Source organism: Microbacterium sp. 20-116, from assembly GCF_041079415.1.
Classification (GTDB): Bacteria; Actinomycetota; Actinomycetes; order Actinomycetales; family Microbacteriaceae; genus Microbacterium.
Map to the genome: position 1 here is coordinate 334,758 of NZ_JBFYGP010000001.1, position 15,925 is coordinate 350,682.

The 15,925-nt window shown below is 68.4% G+C and carries 16 protein-coding genes, 1 tRNA gene and 1 other RNA gene; 6 read left to right on the forward strand and 12 right to left on the reverse strand.

Annotation, left to right across the window (positions count from 1 at the left end; translation table 11 throughout):
- The gene (locus AB6V29_RS01575) at positions 1 to 174 is read right to left on the reverse strand and encodes a hypothetical protein (protein ID WP_369356670.1); all 174 of its coding nucleotides are present in this window, start codon (positions 172 to 174) and stop codon (positions 1 to 3) included.
- Positions 175 to 299: 125 nt separating this feature from the next.
- Here AB6V29_RS01575 and AB6V29_RS01580 point away from each other — a divergent pair, with 125 nt between their 5' ends.
- On the forward strand, positions 300 to 1,013 hold the full coding sequence (locus AB6V29_RS01580) for a helix-turn-helix domain-containing protein (protein WP_369356672.1): 714 nt from the start codon (positions 300 to 302) through the stop codon (positions 1,011 to 1,013).
- Positions 988 to 2,058 carry a tyrosine-type recombinase/integrase gene (locus AB6V29_RS01585; RefSeq protein ID WP_369356674.1) on the forward strand — a complete coding sequence of 357 codons (1,071 nt, stop codon included), beginning with the start codon at positions 988 to 990 and terminating at the stop codon, positions 2,056 to 2,058. The genes AB6V29_RS01580 and AB6V29_RS01585 overlap by 26 nt, the downstream gene beginning before the upstream one ends.
- 7 nt (positions 2,059 to 2,065) lie before the next feature.
- On the opposite strand, the gene AB6V29_RS01590 is transcribed toward AB6V29_RS01585, so the two are convergent.
- Entirely contained in the window at positions 2,066 to 2,620 is a 555-nt protein-coding gene (locus AB6V29_RS01590) for a helix-turn-helix domain-containing protein (protein ID WP_369356675.1), read from the reverse strand.
- Between AB6V29_RS01590 and AB6V29_RS01595 the strand changes: the two genes are divergently transcribed.
- A complete protein-coding gene (locus tag AB6V29_RS01595) occupies positions 2,571 to 3,008 on the forward strand; it encodes a helix-turn-helix domain-containing protein (RefSeq protein WP_369356676.1) in 438 nt (145 codons plus the stop codon). The genes AB6V29_RS01590 and AB6V29_RS01595 overlap by 50 nt on opposite strands.
- Before the next feature lie 361 nt (positions 3,009 to 3,369).
- Here the strand turns inward: AB6V29_RS01595 and AB6V29_RS01600 are convergent, their stop codons facing one another.
- Genes AB6V29_RS01600 through AB6V29_RS01610 form a run of 3 tightly spaced genes read right to left on the reverse strand, consistent with a single transcriptional unit; the run spans position 3,370 to position 4,883 of the window.
- Positions 3,370 to 3,681 carry a DUF2277 domain-containing protein gene (locus AB6V29_RS01600; protein ID WP_369356677.1) on the reverse strand — a complete coding sequence of 104 codons (312 nt, stop codon included), beginning with the start codon at positions 3,679 to 3,681 and terminating at the stop codon, positions 3,370 to 3,372.
- A 27-nt stretch (positions 3,682 to 3,708) separates the two neighbouring features.
- Complete coding sequence (locus tag AB6V29_RS01605) at positions 3,709 to 4,044, reverse strand: hypothetical protein (RefSeq protein WP_369356678.1); 336 nt, start codon at positions 4,042 to 4,044, stop codon at positions 3,709 to 3,711.
- The gene (locus tag AB6V29_RS01610; protein ID WP_369356679.1) at positions 4,041 to 4,883 is read right to left on the reverse strand and encodes a GNAT family N-acetyltransferase; all 843 of its coding nucleotides are present in this window, start codon (positions 4,881 to 4,883) and stop codon (positions 4,041 to 4,043) included. Before AB6V29_RS01610 ends, AB6V29_RS01605 begins: the two co-directional genes overlap by 4 nt.
- 88 nt (positions 4,884 to 4,971) lie before the next feature.
- On the opposite strand from AB6V29_RS01610, the gene AB6V29_RS01615 reads away from it, so the two are divergent.
- A complete protein-coding gene (locus AB6V29_RS01615) occupies positions 4,972 to 6,672 on the forward strand; it encodes a long-chain-fatty-acid--CoA ligase (RefSeq protein ID WP_369356680.1) in 1,701 nt (566 codons plus the stop codon).
- 46 nt (positions 6,673 to 6,718) lie between these two features.
- On the opposite strand, the gene AB6V29_RS01620 is transcribed toward AB6V29_RS01615, so the two are convergent.
- Genes AB6V29_RS01620 through AB6V29_RS01630 form a run of 3 tightly spaced genes read right to left on the reverse strand, consistent with a single transcriptional unit; the run spans position 6,719 to position 11,289 of the window.
- A complete protein-coding gene (locus AB6V29_RS01620; RefSeq protein WP_369356681.1) occupies positions 6,719 to 9,709 on the reverse strand; it encodes a bifunctional [glutamine synthetase] adenylyltransferase/[glutamine synthetase]-adenylyl-L-tyrosine phosphorylase in 2,991 nt (996 codons plus the stop codon).
- 10 nt (positions 9,710 to 9,719) lie between these two features.
- Positions 9,720 to 11,060, reverse strand: coding sequence for a type I glutamate--ammonia ligase (gene glnA / locus AB6V29_RS01625; RefSeq protein ID WP_210075378.1), 1,341 nt, complete (start codon positions 11,058 to 11,060; stop codon positions 9,720 to 9,722).
- 25 nt (positions 11,061 to 11,085) lie between these two features.
- Entirely contained in the window at positions 11,086 to 11,289 is a 204-nt protein-coding gene (locus AB6V29_RS01630) for an SPOR domain-containing protein (RefSeq protein WP_210075006.1), read from the reverse strand.
- Between the two features lie 96 nt (positions 11,290 to 11,385).
- On the opposite strand from AB6V29_RS01630, the gene ppgK reads away from it, so the two are divergent.
- A complete protein-coding gene (gene ppgK, locus AB6V29_RS01635) occupies positions 11,386 to 12,171 on the forward strand; it encodes a polyphosphate--glucose phosphotransferase (RefSeq protein ID WP_369356682.1) in 786 nt (261 codons plus the stop codon).
- A gap of 77 nt (positions 12,172 to 12,248) precedes the next feature.
- Here the strand turns inward: ppgK and AB6V29_RS01640 are convergent, their stop codons facing one another.
- The 4 genes from AB6V29_RS01640 to AB6V29_RS01655 all read right to left on the reverse strand — a co-directional run bounded on the left by AB6V29_RS01640 (position 12,249) and on the right by AB6V29_RS01655 (position 15,586).
- A complete protein-coding gene (locus AB6V29_RS01640) occupies positions 12,249 to 12,539 on the reverse strand; it encodes a hypothetical protein (RefSeq protein WP_210075002.1) in 291 nt (96 codons plus the stop codon).
- A 195-nt stretch (positions 12,540 to 12,734) separates the two neighbouring features.
- Positions 12,735 to 13,101, reverse strand: an RNA gene (rnpB, locus tag AB6V29_RS01645) — RNase P RNA component class A.
- 37 nt (positions 13,102 to 13,138) lie between these two features.
- A complete protein-coding gene (locus tag AB6V29_RS01650; RefSeq protein WP_369356684.1) occupies positions 13,139 to 14,845 on the reverse strand; it encodes a bifunctional 3'-5' exonuclease/DNA polymerase in 1,707 nt (568 codons plus the stop codon).
- Positions 14,846 to 14,857: 12 nt separating this feature from the next.
- Positions 14,858 to 15,586 (reverse strand): zinc ribbon domain-containing protein, encoded by a 729-nt coding sequence (locus tag AB6V29_RS01655; RefSeq protein WP_307316867.1) that lies wholly within the window; start codon positions 15,584 to 15,586, stop codon positions 14,858 to 14,860.
- 263 nt (positions 15,587 to 15,849) lie between these two features.
- Here AB6V29_RS01655 and AB6V29_RS01660 point away from each other — a divergent pair.
- A tRNA-Val gene (locus AB6V29_RS01660) sits at positions 15,850 to 15,922 on the forward strand.
- Positions 15,923 to 15,925: the final 3 nt, after the last annotated feature.

A 15,925-nucleotide genomic window follows, 5' to 3' on the forward strand; every position in this document is an offset into this window, starting at 1 on the left:
TCAGATGCCCGTCAAGAAAGCGGCAATGTCCTCGGCCGTACTGACACGGCGGCCTCCGACCAAGCGCGATTTGAGCGCCTTGGTAGACCAGAGCCAGCGCACGGCAGCTTCCGTGCGACGGATCTCCGTTGCCACTTCCGTGCAGAAGTAGACCTTCGGAATCGTGGTAGTCATGAGTCCTCCATTTAGTGTGCCCATATGGCATGTTGAGGGTGTATATCGTGTCGGCTGGATCCGTTGCCGGGAACACTAGCACGGGGGTGGCAAGAATATCCACCAAGCCCCCTTAGGGTGTCTGTATGGCACATCTCGGTGAGACCGTGAACGCGCGGATCAAACAGTTCCGCCTCATGAACGGCATGAACATGCAGGAGCTGGCAGATCGAGCGGGCATCAGTCGAGCCGTCATTGTCAACATCGAACGCAATCGCAAAACAGACCTGACGTTTTCTGAACTGGTTGCGATCGGGGACGCCCTTGGGGTCCCTCTGGCCGCGCTGGTATACCAGATCGAGAAGCCGCGAGCCGGAGTGATGGTGGGGCGGCAAGAGATGGACGTAGCCGAGGCCGTCCGCACTCTCGTGGGCACCGGGGATACTCTCTGGGACGTCCATGACGAGCCCGCCACGGACTTCGTCGCCGATGTGCTCGACGCGACCGGAAAGTTGACGGAGGCTCAGTCGCGGGTCTCTTCTCTAGCCGCGAACCTGTTCTTCTCAGTCCTGAAGGGAAGCGGACTGGAGGAAAGAATTGCAATCCTCCTGAGCAATGGCTACACCCATAAGTCTCCTGAGATTCGTGAGCTCCTGTACGAGCAGATCGTCGAGGGCGAACGTGCCAATTACGCCCTCTTCTTGGTCGAGCAGATTGGCACCGAGGCGGCTCGATGGAGCGAGGGGGCGAATCAGCTGCGCGAACTGGGCGGTGAGCCTGGTCCTCTGTATGACGCGGCTTACATGTGGAGAAACGCAGAGATTCAGCAGGCCGATGGCGTCGATAAAGCAACGCCCTGACGGTGTGTGGCGTGCGCGCTACGTCGGCCCAGACGGTAAGGAGTACGCGAAGCACGCGAAGCTGAAGCGCGACGCGCAGGCGTGGCTGGACGACGCTACGGCGGCGATGCAGGCGGGAACGTGGGTGGATCCGCGCACGTCCAAGATGACCGTCGGGGAATGGCTGGACAAGTGGGAGGCCGGCTACGCCGGTAATCGCCCGGGCACGGTGAGATCCGCGGCCACGCATCTCAAGCTCATCCGCGCGAAGTTTGGCACGCGTCAGCTGCGGAGCATCCGCGCATCCGACGTGAAGACCTGGATGGCCGAGCTCTCCGAGAAGTACGCCCGGTCCTACGTCTACGCCATCCACCGCCGTCTCAGCCAGGTATTCACCGACGCTGTCCACGACGGCGTCGTGCCACGCTCCCCCATCTCGAGGCGGACTAGCCCTCCGGCTGCGTTGCAACGCCCGTACGTAGCGACCACCGCGCAGGTGTGGGCTTTGTACGACGCCCTCCCCCGCGCCTACCGCAACATGCTGCTCCTCGGCGCGTTCGTCGGACTCCGGCCCGGAGAAATCGCCGCCCTAACCCGTTCGGACGTCGACTGGGACTCCCCGTCGATTGAGGTGCGCGCTCAACACGACGGCGCCGAACTAAAGACGGAGGCGTCAGCCGGCGTCGTCCCCATCCCCGCGGACCTTGCCGAGATGCTCAAGGCTGACGCCGGAGAAACTCACATCGTCCCAGGTGTCTTCGGCCGCGGCGTCACCGCATGGCACCTCAACGATGTCTGGGCGACGACGCGCGCCACGATAGAGGGACTCCCGGACGGATTCCGGATCCAGGACCTCCGTCATTACTTCGCGAGCCTGCTCATCGCTGCCGGGCTCGACATCAAAGTCGTGCAAACACGCATGCGCCACGCGACACCGATGGTCACGCTGCGCACCTACGCCCACCTCTGGCCCGACACGGACGACACGTCCCGGGCCGCAGTAGGTGCTGTCCTCGAAGCGCGCCGAGGCCCATCGATTGTGGACGACAACGCATCGAGTCAGTGACCATGTGTCAGGTGGACTGCCATCCGTCCATCCATCTGTCGAGGTCCTCACGAAAAACGACAACGTCCTTCCCGAGCCGGCGGGCTGGTAGAACGTTGTGCCGCACGGCCATCGCGACTTTGTAAACGCTCACTCCGCAATAATCGGCGGCCTGGTCGCGACTGAACCCACGTTTCCACTTGGACACATCTTCGGCTTCACAGTGCATACCGCGCACGTTAAACGGTTGGAGCGTTGCCGCAGCCTCGGCGCAACACGATGCCCCAATGTGGACACGGCGAGTGTTGCCCAAATGGACTCTTGCCGCCTCTCCGCTGACCTGGAAGGTTGCCAGCATGACCGTAGATTCGCGCAGGCTCACATGGGACCCCCTTCCGGGGTGGTCAGCCGCCCAACGAGCACTACCCATCACCGTTTCAGACATGGCCGATGCCCTGGGGGTCAAACGGGAGACGTTCAAACTCTGGGCGCGAACGGGACGCGTCCCGGCTTTCCAAATCGGGAGCCGCTGGATGTGCACGCCTCGGGCGGTCTTGGCCGACATCTTGCGCGATCGCGGCATCTTCGCGAAAGCCGACACCTCCGTCGTCTACGACCGCCTGCAGCACAGGCTAACCGGTTACCAACCCCCTGCTCCGCAGGAGAGCCCCCGTAATGCCGTTCGAGGTCGCCAACCCGGCCTCAATGCGCCGGTGGTGCCACCTGCGCCGGCAAAGGGCACCGCCGAGGTCGCAGTGACTTCGCATATCGTCGGAGCGTCTGAGCTCGCCAAACTCCTCAGCTGCTCAACCGCCTCTGTCTACCGGATGGCCAGGGCTGACGAGATTCCCAGCATGAGCGTGGGGCGGCAGTGGAGATTCGAGGTTGCCGAAGTCCTCCGAGCGCTTCGTGAACCAGTCGATCTCTGGAAGCAGCCGGGACGTTCCTGGTCAGCGAAGCGAACGCGATGAATCACATGCACCGCCTTGAGCGTGACACCCAGGCCATGACGCTAGACGAGCGGCTGACAGCCGCAGCGATCATCCTTCGCGACGCGATCGAGAGATACGACGCGAAGGTTGCTGCCGAGTCCGCGAAAAGTCCGCAGAATTCCCAGTGTCCGCCATTTTCTGCCCACACCTCACATCACTGAAACCCCGTAATCACGCGGCATACTGTGACCCCCAACATCCCCCAGCAGGACCGGTTTCGTACGAGCTGTACTTCGGGGTCTGATCGACCGATCGTCCACGTCGACGCCCGTCCCCGCCGTTTCGCGGGGGCGGGCGTCTTCGTTGGTCTCCGCGATGCCGGTAACCACGGCATACGGTCTCAGTTCGCGCGCGCAGCGCGTTTCTGCTCTTGGAACGCACGGATCGCCTCGTAGCGCTCGGCGGAGCGGGCCTGACGCTTCGCCGCCTCGATCTCGCGAACCTTCGGCGGCGCGCTGGTCACGAGGTCGTCGAGCAGATGCCGGACGGATGCCGCGATCTCGCCCACGGCGCGATTGAAGACGTCCGTATTCGCCCGCGACGGCGACGTCGTCCCCGCGATCTTCCGGACGAACTGCAGCGCGGCGTCGTGGCACTCGGCATCCGTCGCCGGGGGTGTGAAGTTGTGCAGGGGAACGATGTTGAGGCACATGCCCGACAGGCTAGGCCGATCGACCGCTCATCGCGAGGGGCGCTGCGTTTCCTCGCGGGACATGTCCCGCCAGGCGCGGACCAGGCGCACGGTGAGAGCGGCGCCGTAGACGAGGCTGAGCACGGCGAACGGGCCGCCCACCCAGACCATGACCCCGGCGGGGATGTGCCTTCGGCCGGAGCCGAGCGCCTCGTCCCAGTCGATGCTGCCGGCGCTGAGGTCCGCGAGGATTGAGAGCACGTACGCGCCAAGGAGCGACCCGAACACGACCGTACCCAGGATCAGGAGCACCGCCCAGGTGCGTCCGCGCGCGCGTAACTGCCGATCCAGCTCTCTGGTCCACCGCCCCCCGGCGCGACTCACGGGGCCGGGATCTCGACGAGGCGGAACCAGCGCCCGGCCGGACGCAGGCGCGAGAGGGCGGGGAGGAAGCGCGGGTCGCTCACGTGTCCGTCGAAATCGACCATGGTGAGACCGCGATGGGCGAGGATCGTCATCGCGCGGCGGATGCACCCCTCGACCAAGTGCTCCCCTTCCGGCTCGTTGCGCGCGATCGTCTCGGCGACGATCAGCGCGGGGTCGGTGCCGCGGAACGTGAGAGCGAGGGCTCGGATGCGGCCCGATTCGTCGACCGCGAGAGCCGAGGCCTCGACGTCCAGCTCGTCCCAGAGACCCTCGGCGAGAGAGGTTTCGAAACCGGCTCGCACCGGGCTCCAGGTTTCGTGCGTCCAGCGGTACAGCTCCGCGTACGCCGACTCGATGCGCGAGCTGTCGGCACCGGCGAGCGGTTGCACCCCGGGGTGGGTGCGCAGCTCCGTCAGTGCGTCGAGACTCGCGCGCGCCGGCGGGACGGTCTGGATTGTGCGAGCACCCAACGTATCGGCGAAGTGCATGCTCTCGTCGTCGACGTAGCCGCGTGCCATGAAGGGCAGGTCGCGCGAGCGCAGCGTCGACAGGTGCTGTGTCAGCGCGGTTCCGATGCCCCGTCGGCGTCGTTCGGGGTCCACGACAATCTCGAGCCAGAATCGATCTTCGTGCAGTCGCGAGAGCCAGATCGCTCCCGCGGCGACGATCTCGCCCCCGTCGACGACAACCGCTGATCGGGTCTCGTCGTCGCGCCAACGGTCGCGGGTGAGTGAGCGATCAGCCCACCAGGAGGGAGGGACGGCGAGGTCATCGTCGGCCAGCGGTCGGAAGTGCACTCCCCCATCGAACCAGGTCGCCGACTTCGCGGCATCCCTTCAGGTCAACCTCCGCCGCCATGTCGGAGGGGCACGCAAGGATGGGAGCATGCCCGAGTCTCCCTACGCCTCGCGTCCGTGGTCTGCCTCCTACGCCGAGGGTGTCCCCCTCGAGATCGACGAGCCCTCGCAGACGCTCCCCGAAATGCTGGCCGCGTCGGTCGCCCAGTTCGGCAAGAAGACCGCACTCGAATTCTTCGGCGCGCCCACCACCTATCGCGAGCTCGGCGACCAGGTCTCCCGGGCTGCCGAGGGACTACGGCGCCTCGGCGTGAGGGCCGGGGACCGCGTCGCTCTCGTGCTTCCGAACTCCCCGCAGCACGTGGTCGCCTTCTACGCTGCGCTCCGACTCGGTGCCATTGTCATCGAGCACAACCCGATCTACACCCCGCGCGAGCTCCGCCACCAGTTCGAGGACCACGGCGCGCGGTTCGCCATCGTCTGGGACAAGCTGGCTGATACGGTCGCGGAGTTCCCCGCCGACCTCGCGCTCGAGAAGATCGTCAGCGTCGACATCACGGCCGCGCTCCCGCTCGCCAAGCGCCTGGCGCTGCGTCTGCCCATCGCGAAGGCGAAGGCCGCGCGTGAGCAGCTCACGAGCACCCCGCGCTCGAAGCGGCCGCTCGCGTGGGAGAAGCTGCTGACGCACGGCACGCTCTCGCGTAAGCACGCGGGGCCGGTTCTCGACGACATCGCGCTGTTGCAATACACCAGCGGCACCACAGGAACGCCTAAGGGTGCGGTCCTCACGCATTCCAACCTCCGCGCGAACGCGATGCAGGGTCGCGCGTGGGTACCGGGCCTGCGCGACGGTGAAGAGACCTTCTATGGCGTGCTCCCACTCTTCCACGCCTACGGACTCACGCTCTGCCTCACGTTCGCGATGAGTATCGGCGCGAAACTCGTGTTGTTTCCCAAGTACGACCTCGAGCTGGTGTCGGCGGCGGCGAAGAAGAGTCCGCCGACGTTCCTTCCGGCGGTTCCCCCCATCTACGATCAGCTCGCGCGCGCGGCAGCCCGCGGCACCCTCGATCTGAGCAGCGTGCGGTTCGCGATCTCGGGCGCGATGAGTCTGCCTGTCGCCACCGTGGATCGCTGGGAGGCCGCCACCGGCGGATTGCTCGTCGAGGGCTACGGCATGACGGAGTCCTCGCCCGTGGCCCTCGGCAACCCGATCGGACCGTCGCGTCGCCCTGGAACGGTGGGCGTGCCGTTCCCCAGCACCGACATCCGCGTCGTGGACCCCGAAGACCCCACGGTCGACCGACCGCAGGGCGAGGCCGGTGAGCTGCTGCTGCGCGGCCCCCAGGTCTTCCAGGGGTACTGGAACCGTCCGTCCGACACGGCGGCCACGCTGCTCGACGGCGGCTGGCTGCGGACGGGCGACATCGCCACGGTCTCGCCCGACGGATTCGTCACCATCGTCGACCGACTGAAAGAGATCATCATCACCGGCGGCTTCAACGTCTCGCCGAGCGAGGTCGAAGACGTCCTCACCTCGCACCCCGACATCGCGGGAGCAGCCGTAGTCGCCCTTCCGAAGTCCAGCGGCCAAGAAGACGTCGCCGCGGCGATCGTGCTGCGGGAGGGTGTGCATGTCGAGCCCGACGTCATCCGCGACTTTTGCAAGGCGCGACTCGCGGCCTACAAGGTTCCGCGTCGAGTCGTCATCGTCGACGACCTGCCCCGCTCGCTCATTGGCAAGGTGCAGCGCCGTGAGGTCCGCGAACGCCTGATGTCCAAAGCATGAGAGGAAGGGATGCCGCGGTCTCGCGGCATCCCTTCGCTTGCGGCCGTCAGCCGTAGAAGAGCTTGTCGAAGACGCGGCGGGCGCGGCGGGTGGCGCCGAAGTAGTCCTCTTCGACCTGCGTCGCGGAGCGCGGCGCGTACTCGAGGATGCGGCCGATGCCGTCGAGTTTGGCGCGGTCGACGGGGAGGACGTTGCTCGTCTGCCCCGACAGCAGGGTGTTCGCGGAGCGCAGACGGCTCGCCAGGTGCCACGCCGCTGCGAGTTTGTCGGCCGCGTCGCTCTCGATGTGACCCGCATCGACGGCCGCTTCGAGCGCCTCGAGGGTAGACGTCGTGCGCATCGCGGGGGTCGCGCGAGCGTGCTGCAGCTGCAGGAGTTGCACGAGCCACTCCACGTCGCTGATCGAGCCCGGGCCGAGCTTGAGGTGTCGCGCCGGGTCCGCGCCCTGCGGCAGACGTTCGTTCTCGACACGGGCTTTGATCCGGCGAATCTCGCGCAGGCCGTTCGGGTCGGCCGACTCGGGGTAGCGCACCTCGTCGGCGAGGTCGAGGAACGCCCCGATGAGTTTCACGCTGCCGGCCACGCCGCGGGCGCGCAGCAAAGCCTGCGCCTCCCACGACAGCGACCATCGCCGGTAGTACTCGGCGTACGCATCGAGAGAGCGGGCCAAGGGACCGCTACGCCCCTCGGGGCGCAGCTCGGCGTCCAGGTCGAGCGGCAGGCGGTGGTCTTCCGAATGCTCGCGCAGGCCCGCTACGAGCTTGAGCGCGAGTTGGCCCGCCCGCTGAGGGTCGACGCCGTTCGCGCGGTAGACGTACATGACGTCGGCATCGGAACCGAATCCGATCTCCCGGCCGCCGAAGCGTCCCATCGCGATGACCGCGAAGTCGAGGTCGTCGTCCTCGGGCGGCACGACGACCCGGCGCACGGCGCGCAGGGTGGCCTGGATCGTGACCTCGGTGATGGTGGTGAGAGCGTCGGAGAGTTCCTCCAGCGACACGGTGCCGAGCACCGCGGCCATCGCGACGCGCAGCATCTCGCGGCGGCGGAGGGCGCGCACCGAGCGCATCGCGTCATCGATGTTCTGCCACCGCGTCTGGATCGCTCGCGCCTCTTCTTCGAGGGCCTTGCCCGAGCGGGGACGCAGCAGGGCGTCGTCGTCGAGCCAGGCGACCGACTCGGGGATCCACTCCATGAGCTCGCCGATGTACCTCGAGCCGGACAACACGCGTGTGAGGCTCTCGGCAGCGCCCGCCGAGTCGCGCAGCATGCGCAAGAACCACGGGGTGTTTCCGAGCCGCTCGCTGATGCGGCGGAAGACGAGCAGACCGTAGTCGGGGTCGACGCCGTCGGCGAACCAGCGGATCATGATCGGCATGAGGTGCCGCTGGATGGTGGCCTTGCGGCTGAGCCCGCTGGTCAGCGCCGCGATGTGGCGCAGCGCGCCGGCCGGGTCGCGGAAGCCGATCGCGGCGAGCCGGTCGCGCGCCTGCTCGGTCGAGAGCGTCCGTTCCCCCTCGGGGAGGGCGGCGACGGCCGAGAGCAGGGGGCGGTAGAACAGGCGCACGTGGATGTCGCGCACCTCGCGTTTGATGCCCTCCCACACCGCCTGCACTCCGGATGCCGAGTCGGCCAGGCGGGACGCTCGTGCGAGTACCCGGAGATCGTCGTCCTTCTCGGGCAGCAGGGCCGTCCGGCGCAGACCCCGGAGCTGAAGGCGGTGCTCGAGCAGCCGCAGCAGACGATAGTCGCGGCCGAAGGCCTCGGCCTCGGTGCGACCGATGTAGCCCTCGGCCACGAGAGCGTCTAGCGCCTCGAGCGTGCCGCGCTGGCGGATGCGCTCGTCGGTGAGACCGTGCACGAGCTGCAGCAGCTGCACGGTGAACTCGACGTCGCGGATACCGCCGGGGCCGAGCTTGAGCTGACGGTTGACCTCGGCTGCGGGAATGTGGTCGGTCACGCGCTCGCGCATGCGCTGCACGCCCTCGACGAAGTTCTCGCGCGCGGCGCTGTGCCAGACGAGCGGTTGGACCGCCGCGACGTACTCAGCGCCGAGCGTCGCGTCCCCCGCGATGGCCCGGGCCTTCAGCAGTGCCTGGAACTCCCAGCTCTTGGCCCACCGGGCGTAGTACTGCTCGTGCGAGGCGAGGCTGCGCACCAGCGCGCCCTGCTTGCCCTCGGGGCGCAGATTCGGGTCGACCTCCCACAGGGGCGGCTCGATCTCGGGTCCCGAGATGCCGCGCATCGTCTGAACGGCGAGGCGCGTGCCGATATCGATCGCCCTCGCCTCGGAGACCACGTCTTCGTCGGCGGATCCCCCGACGAAGATCACGTCGACGTCGCTGACGTAGTTCAGCTCGCGTGCGCCGGTCTTGCCCATTGCGATGATGGCGAACCGGGTCGCCTCCACCTGTTCGCGCGGAAACGACCCCGGCCCGGCACCGGACACCCGCGCCCGAGCCACGCTCAGCGCGGCTTCGAGGGCGGCTCCCGCCAGATCGGCGAGCGAGGAGGAAACGACGGGGATCGCCCCCGCCGGGTCGTCCTGGCCGAGGTCGTACGCCGCGATCCGGGCCAGCAAGCGGCGATAGCGCACGCGCAACGCGACCCACGCGGCATCCGAGGAATCCGACGCGAAACCCTCGACATCGCCGACGGATGCCAGGAGCTCGGCCCTCATGGTGGGCTCGTCCGGCAGCGTCAGACCGGCACCCGACAGGTGGGCGAGCTCGTCGGGGTGGCGGAGGTAGAACTCAGCGAACCCGTCGGAGGCGCCGGCCAGATCCCACAGGGCCCGCCACGCGCCGGCGTCGGCGGCCGTCGTGCGAACCGCGTCACGATCACGGCGGGCGACCTGCAGGATCGACAGGAGCGCACGGTCGGGATCCGCGACGCGCTGCGCGAGCTGCATGGCATCCGCCCGCTCGACTCCCACCGACTCCTCGAGCTCACTGAGCAGGGTGTCTGCTTCGGTGAGCCGCGAGAAGCCGGTGCGAGCCAGGGCGGTGAGCGCGGTGGAGCGATCGCCCGAGGTCATGGAACGACCGTCAGAGTGCTTCGAGGTTGCTCGCGAGCTCGAACGGCGTCACCTGGGCGCGGTACTGCTGCCACTCGCGACGCTTGTTGAGCAGCACGTACTTGAAGACCGTCTCGCCCAGCGTCTCGGCGACGAGTTCCGACTCCTCGAGGTACTCGAGGGCGTGGTCGAGGCTCGCAGGAAGCGGCGCATAGCCGAGGGCACGGCGCTCGGTGTCGCTGAGCGACCACACGTTGTCCTCCGCCTCGGCAGGGAGCTCGTACTCCTGCTCGATGCCCTTGAGCCCGGCCGCGAGCATGAGCGCGTACGACAGGTAGGGGTTCGCGGCGGAGTCGAGGGCGCGGTACTCGACGCGGGTCGACTGGCCCTTGTTGGGCTTGTACAGCGGCACGCGCACGAGAGCGGAGCGGTTGTTGTGGCCCCAGCAGATGAAGCTCGGTGCCTCGTCGCCGCCCCAAAGGCGCTTGTAAGAGTTGACGAACTGGTTCGTCACGGCCGAGATCTCGTTCGCGTGGCGGAGCAGGCCCGCGATGAAGTGGCGACCGACCTTCGAGAGCTGATACTGCCCGCCCTCTTCGTAGAAGGCGTTCATGTCGCCCTCGAAGAGCGACAGGTGCGTGTGCATGCCGCTGCCGGGCTGGCCGCTGATGGGCTTGGGCATGAAGGTGGCGTACACGCCCTGCTCGATCGCGACCTCCTTCACCACCGTGCGGAAGGTCATGATGTTGTCGGCCGTGGTGAGCGCGTCGGCATACCGCAGGTCGATCTCGTTCTGACCGGGACCGCCCTCGTGGTGGCTGAACTCGACCGAGATGCCGAGGTCTTCGAGCATGCGCACCGAACGGCGGCGGAAGTCGTGCGCCGTGCCGCCGGGGACGTTGTCGAAGTATCCGGCCGAGTCGACGGGCTGCGGGCGTCCGTCCGCGCCGAGCTGCGACGACTTCAGCAGGTAGAACTCGATCTCGGGGTGCGTGTAGAACGTGAACCCGGCGTCGGCCGCCTTCGCGAGCGTCCGCTTGAGCACGTGCCGGGGGTCGGCGACGGCGGGCTGGCCGTCGGGCGTCGTGATGTCGCAGAACATGCGCGCCGTCGGGTCGATCTCTCCGCGCCACGGCAGGATCTGGAAGGTTGTGGGATCGGGGTGCGCCAGCAGGTCCGACTCGTAGGAGCGCGTGAGCCCCTCGATCGCCGAGCCGTCGAAGCCGAGCCCCTCGGTGAAGGCGCCCTCGACCTCAGCCGGGGCGATCGCCACCGACTTCAGCGTGCCGACCACGTCGGTGAACCAGAGGCGGACGAACTTGACGCCCCGCTCCTCGATCGTGCGCAAGACGAAATCGCGCTGCTTGTCCATCGTCATCCCTCGTTTCGGTGGGCGTTCAGCGGGCGGAGCCGGAGCCCCAGTCGTCGCGGGCGTCTTCTTCGGCCCACTGCTTCGACCGCTCCTTCATGAGCTGCGGCGCGTTGGCCGCTTCTTCGGCGGTGTCGAAGGGACCGGCACGATCCACCGCGGGCGACTCGTACCCCTGCTCGACCTTGCCGGTCTCGAGGTTGTACCAGTACTTCTTGTCTTCGTCGCTCACGATCGCTCCTCACGTGGGTCTCGCGTCTCGGCGCGAACCGCCGGTGCTCCCCCGATCCTACTGATCCCGACCGTGCGGCTGGATAGGCTGAGGGGTATGGCAACGAATGCGTCTCGTGCGGTCGGAGTGGACATCGGCGGAACCGGCATCAAAGCCGGGATCGTGGATCTGGATGCCGGGGAGCTCGTGAGCGACCGCGTCAAGGTCGCAACCCCCGCGGGCGCGGAGCCTGCCGACGTGCTGGCGGCCGTGCACCAGGTGCTCGAGACCCTCGAAGTTCCCGCGGATCTGCCGCTGGGCGTGGCTTTCCCGGCCATCGTGAAGGGCGGCCGCACCCTGTCGGCCGCGAACGTGTCGAAGTCGTGGATCGGCTTCGAGGCCGAGAAGTTCTTCGAGCACGGACTCTCGCGCGACATCCAGTTCGCCAACGACGCCGACGTCGCCGGCATCGCCGAGGTCCGCTACGGCGCGGCGAAGGGCGTCGACGGTCTCGTCATCCTCACGACGCTCGGCACCGGTATCGGGTCGGCCATGATCTACGACGGCGTGCTCGTGCCCAACAGCGAGCTGGGTCACCTGCAGCGCGCCGGCCACAAGAAGGACGCCGAGCACTTCGCGGCCTACTCCGCGATGGAGCGCGAGGAGCTGTCGTGGGAGAAGTGGGCGAAGCGTCTGCAGTGGTACTACGACTACGTCGAGTTCCTTTTCAGCCCTGACCTCATCGTCGTCGGCGGCGGGGTCTCGAAGCACTCCGAGAACTTCCTGCCGCTGCTGAAGCTCCGCGCGCCGATCGTGCCGGCGAAGCACCGCAACAACGCGGGCATCATCGGTGCGGCCTCGCTCGCCGTGCCGGTGCCCGAGGCCCTGCCCGCGGTCAAGTAGGTCCCGTCGGCGTCCGAAGACGGGTGCCGCCGGGGCGGCGCGGCACGAGATTGCATCCATGCCCCGTGTCGGCCGGATCAGGCTGCCTCGTCCACCCGGCGCACACTCACCGCGTTCCGCCACACGACGGGCGCCCAGTGCCCGCCCTCGCACGGCACCTCGAGCATGACGACGCGGTCGTTGCCACCCGTCGCCCAGGCGGGCTCGCGGGTCGCGGCGCGGTTCGGCCAGGTCACCCATGCCCACACCGGTCGCTTCTGCGGATACCAGTCGATCGCTCGCGCCCCCCACGTCTCGGGCTGCAGCGTGCAGGGGGCGATGGATGCCAGCACCCGGGCGACCATCTCGTCGCTGACCCTCGTACCCATGCGCCGGACCCCTTTCCCGGCCGTGCTCGAGTGTAGAACATATGTGCGACACTCGACATCGGTTCGACGAGCCGACGGTCTTGCGCTCGAGCTCGGCCTCGACGGCCCTCCGGCGCGCGTGTCCCTCGCGCGGCGTCTGTTCGGGCCAGGTCTGCGGTGACGCCGGTGAGAAGGGCGAGCCGGCGTGGAAAAGCGCGAATGGGCCGGCCTGTACGCCGGGTTCTGTCCGGGGGCCGAAACCCCGTGGACGGTCATCTCTCTCGGCGACACGTTGCCGTGCCGCTCCAGCGGCCTACCCGGGGACTCGGCGAGCCGCGTCGTCATCCCCTGTCTGGCCTTGCTCCGGACGAGGTTTACCTCGCGGGTCGTGTCACCACGACCCCGGTGGTCTCTTACACCACCCTTTCACCCTTACCCCGGTCCCGAAGGGCCGAGGCGGTCTGCTCTCTGTGGCACTGTCTCGCGGATTGCTCCGGGTGGGCGTTACCCACCGTCCTGCCCTGTGGAGCCCGGACGTTCCTCGGCACGGGCGAACCCGTGACGCGACCGTCCAGCCGACCCATTCGCGATCGCCAGTCTACCGGCGCGGCCCCGACCGCTCAGCCCTTCTCCGCCGTCTCGCCGATGCGAAGGTCGAGCGGGAAGTCTATGGGAAAGGTCCCGAACAGCAGGCGTCCTGCCGACGCGGCCGACTCGCGCACCGCCTCAGCCACGGCTTCGGCCTGCTCGAGCGGTGTGTGCACGACGATCTCGTCGTGCAGGAAGAACGCCAGGTGCGCAGAGCGCGCGAACACCGGGCCCGACGCAGGCGCTGCGTGGGCGGCATCCACCGGGGGAAGCTTCGCGAGACGGGAGCGGAGATCGGCCAGCCACGCCAGCGCCCACTCGGCCGCCGTGCCCTGCACGATGAAGTTGCGCGTGAATCTTCCCCGGTCTCGGGCGGAGCGACGCGCGCGTGTCTCGTCGATTCCGGATGCCGCTGCGTCGCTCGCCCGCGACTGCAGGCCGCGCCACGATTCGCCGGCTGCGGGTGAGGTTCGTCCGAGCCAGGTGCGGACCACCCCGCCGTCCTCCCCCGTGCGTGCGGCGTCGTCGACGAGCTGCATGGCCCGGGGGAAGGTGCGGCGAAGGCGTGGTAGGAGTCGACCGCTCTCCCCGGTCGTGGCGCCGTACATGGCGCCCAGCATCGCGAGCTTCGCCTCGGCGCGGCTGGCGACCGCGCCGCGCTCGACGATCCCGGCGTACAGATCGCGACCGGCTGCCGCCTCGGCCAGGGCCGTGTCGCGCGCCATCGCGGCGAGGACGCGCGGTTCGAGCTGGGCGACGTCGGCGGTGACGAGTGTCCATCCCGGGTCGGCACGCACCGCGGTGCGGAGATTGCGCGGGATCTGCAACGCTCCCCCGCCCGACGATGCCCAGCGGCCCGTCACGACCCCCGCGGGAACGTAGACGGGTCGGAAGCGTCCGTCGCTGACCCACTCGTTGAGCCACGCCCAGCCGTTCGCGGTGTAGAGCCGCATGAGCTTCTTGTAGGTGACGAGCGGGGCGACGACCGGGTGGTCGTGCTCTGCCAGCTCCCACCGACTCGTGGATTGGACGAGGAGTCCCGCGCGATGCAGCGACCGCAGCAGCCGCGGCTGTGAATCCAGCGAGGCGGCGGGATCGCCGAGGGCCGCGCGCACGGCCGCTGCCGTCTTCTCGACGGTTTCCGGAAGCCCGCCGCCTCGCCGCGGGCCGAGCTCGCTCTCAAGCAACTTCTCGTGCGCTGCGGTGCTCCACGGCACGCCCGCCGCGTGCAGTTCGACGGCGATGAGGGCCCCGGCCGACTCTGCGGCGCAGAGCAGGCGCAGCGCCCCGGGACTCGTCGACGATGCGATGGCCGCTCCCTGCCGCCGGTACTCGGCGAGGGCCGCGTCTGCACTCTCGGGAACCCCGGATGCCGACTCCCCGAGATCGAAGAGGGTGTCGCCGGCTGCGGGGGCCGAGGCGGTGGCATCCCAGGTCATGGCCGCGCGGAGGCCGTGGTCGTCGACGACCGCGGAGGCGTCGCGGAGGATGGCGTGGACCAGGCGCAGGTCCCAGGCCCGCGCCACCCGCACGCCGGCCGCCAGGAGTCGGGCGTACAGCGCGGCGGAATCCGCCCATACCCAGCGGATCTCACCCGCTGCTTCGCGCGTCGAGACGACGGAGGCCAGCTCGTTTGCGGCGATCTCGATCGTGCGCGTCGATAAGCCTTCTGAATCCAGATCGATCAGGGCGATCCGCCCGGCGGAGGTGGTGCCGACGACGACCGTGTCAGACGGCACGGCCGTCTCGGGTCATCGTGACTCTTCGGTGCGAACGAGAATGGCGCCGCACTCGGGACAGAACACGACCTCGTCGGTCTGGGCGCGGCGCACCGTGGCGACATCGCTCGGCGGGAGCACCATGCGGCACGCCTCGCAGGCGCCGGCACGAAGGAGCCCGGCTCCGTTGCCACGGGCGGCGAGACGCTCGTACAGTCCCAGCAGGTCGGCGGGAACCGAGGCGGCCACCGCGTCGCGATCGCGGCGGGCGCCCTCGAGGCGCGTCGTCGCATCGGAGACGGTGGTTTTCGCCTCAGCGCTCAACCGCGTGCCCAGGGCATTCGTCTCGGAGATGAGGGCCTCTTGCTCCGAGACCGCGGCGTCGGCGGTCTCGAGGCGCTCCATGAGCGCGATCTCCAAGTCTTCGAGGTCACCCTTGCGCCGCTTGAGCGAGGCCAGCTCGCTCTCGAAGCCCTGCGCCTGCTTGGCGTTCGACGAGGCGGCGAGGCGCTCGGTGTCGCGCGCGATGCGGGCGTCGACGACGGCCACGTCGGACTCGAGACGCTTCAGCTCGGCGGTGATGTCATCGCGCGCGTTGGCGCGGGTCGACAGCTCTTGCGTGAGCGTCGCCCGCTGCGCGAGGAGCTCGCGCACGCGCTCGGCCTGCGGCGGGTTGGCCGAGACCTTCTCGTCACGACGGATGCGGGCGTCGAGGTCGGAGAGGTCGAGCAGTTTGCGCTGGTCGGCGGGATCGGCATTCACGGGTTCCACGCTACCCCGGGGCTCCGACATCGGCGGTACGCGACCGCCGCGCCAGCGGGCGAGGTCTGTGGTGCGCGGCGGCCGGAGCTGTCGATGGTCCAGATCTCACGGCCTCGGCGACGAGCCGCGACCGTGAGAGGACCAGATCACGCGACCTGGGCGAGGACGCACGACATGCCCCGTGCCCTCGCCCGGTTCACGTGACCTCGCGGCGGCGGTGGCGCGGGCCAGGAGCCGGGCGGACGCTAGACTCGATGCATCCAGGGCCTTTAGCTCAGCTGGTAGAGCGCCACGTTTACACCGTGGATGTCGTCGGTTCGATCCCGGCAGGGCCCACCT

Coding starts and splice junctions, on each gene's coding strand:
- AB6V29_RS01575 (WP_369356670.1), bottom strand. CDS start 174: ATGACTACCACGATTCCGAAGGTCTACTTCTGCACGGAAGTGGCAACG.
- AB6V29_RS01580 (WP_369356672.1), top strand. CDS start 300: ATGGCACATCTCGGTGAGACCGTGAACGCGCGGATCAAACAGTTCCGC.
- AB6V29_RS01585 (WP_369356674.1), top strand. CDS start 988: ATGGCGTCGATAAAGCAACGCCCTGACGGTGTGTGGCGTGCGCGCTAC.
- AB6V29_RS01595 (WP_369356676.1), top strand. CDS start 2,571: ATGTGCACGCCTCGGGCGGTCTTGGCCGACATCTTGCGCGATCGCGGC.
- AB6V29_RS01590 (WP_369356675.1), bottom strand. CDS start 2,620: ATGCCGCGATCGCGCAAGATGTCGGCCAAGACCGCCCGAGGCGTGCAC.
- AB6V29_RS01600 (WP_369356677.1), bottom strand. CDS start 3,681: ATGTGCCTCAACATCGTTCCCCTGCACAACTTCACACCCCCGGCGACG.
- AB6V29_RS01615 (WP_369356680.1), top strand. CDS start 4,972: ATGCCCGAGTCTCCCTACGCCTCGCGTCCGTGGTCTGCCTCCTACGCC.
- AB6V29_RS01620 (WP_369356681.1), bottom strand. CDS start 9,709: ATGACCTCGGGCGATCGCTCCACCGCGCTCACCGCCCTGGCTCGCACC.
- glnA (WP_210075378.1), bottom strand. CDS start 11,060: ATGGACAAGCAGCGCGATTTCGTCTTGCGCACGATCGAGGAGCGGGGC.
- ppgK (WP_369356682.1), top strand. CDS start 11,386: ATGGCAACGAATGCGTCTCGTGCGGTCGGAGTGGACATCGGCGGAACC.
- AB6V29_RS01640 (WP_210075002.1), bottom strand. CDS start 12,539: ATGGGTACGAGGGTCAGCGACGAGATGGTCGCCCGGGTGCTGGCATCC.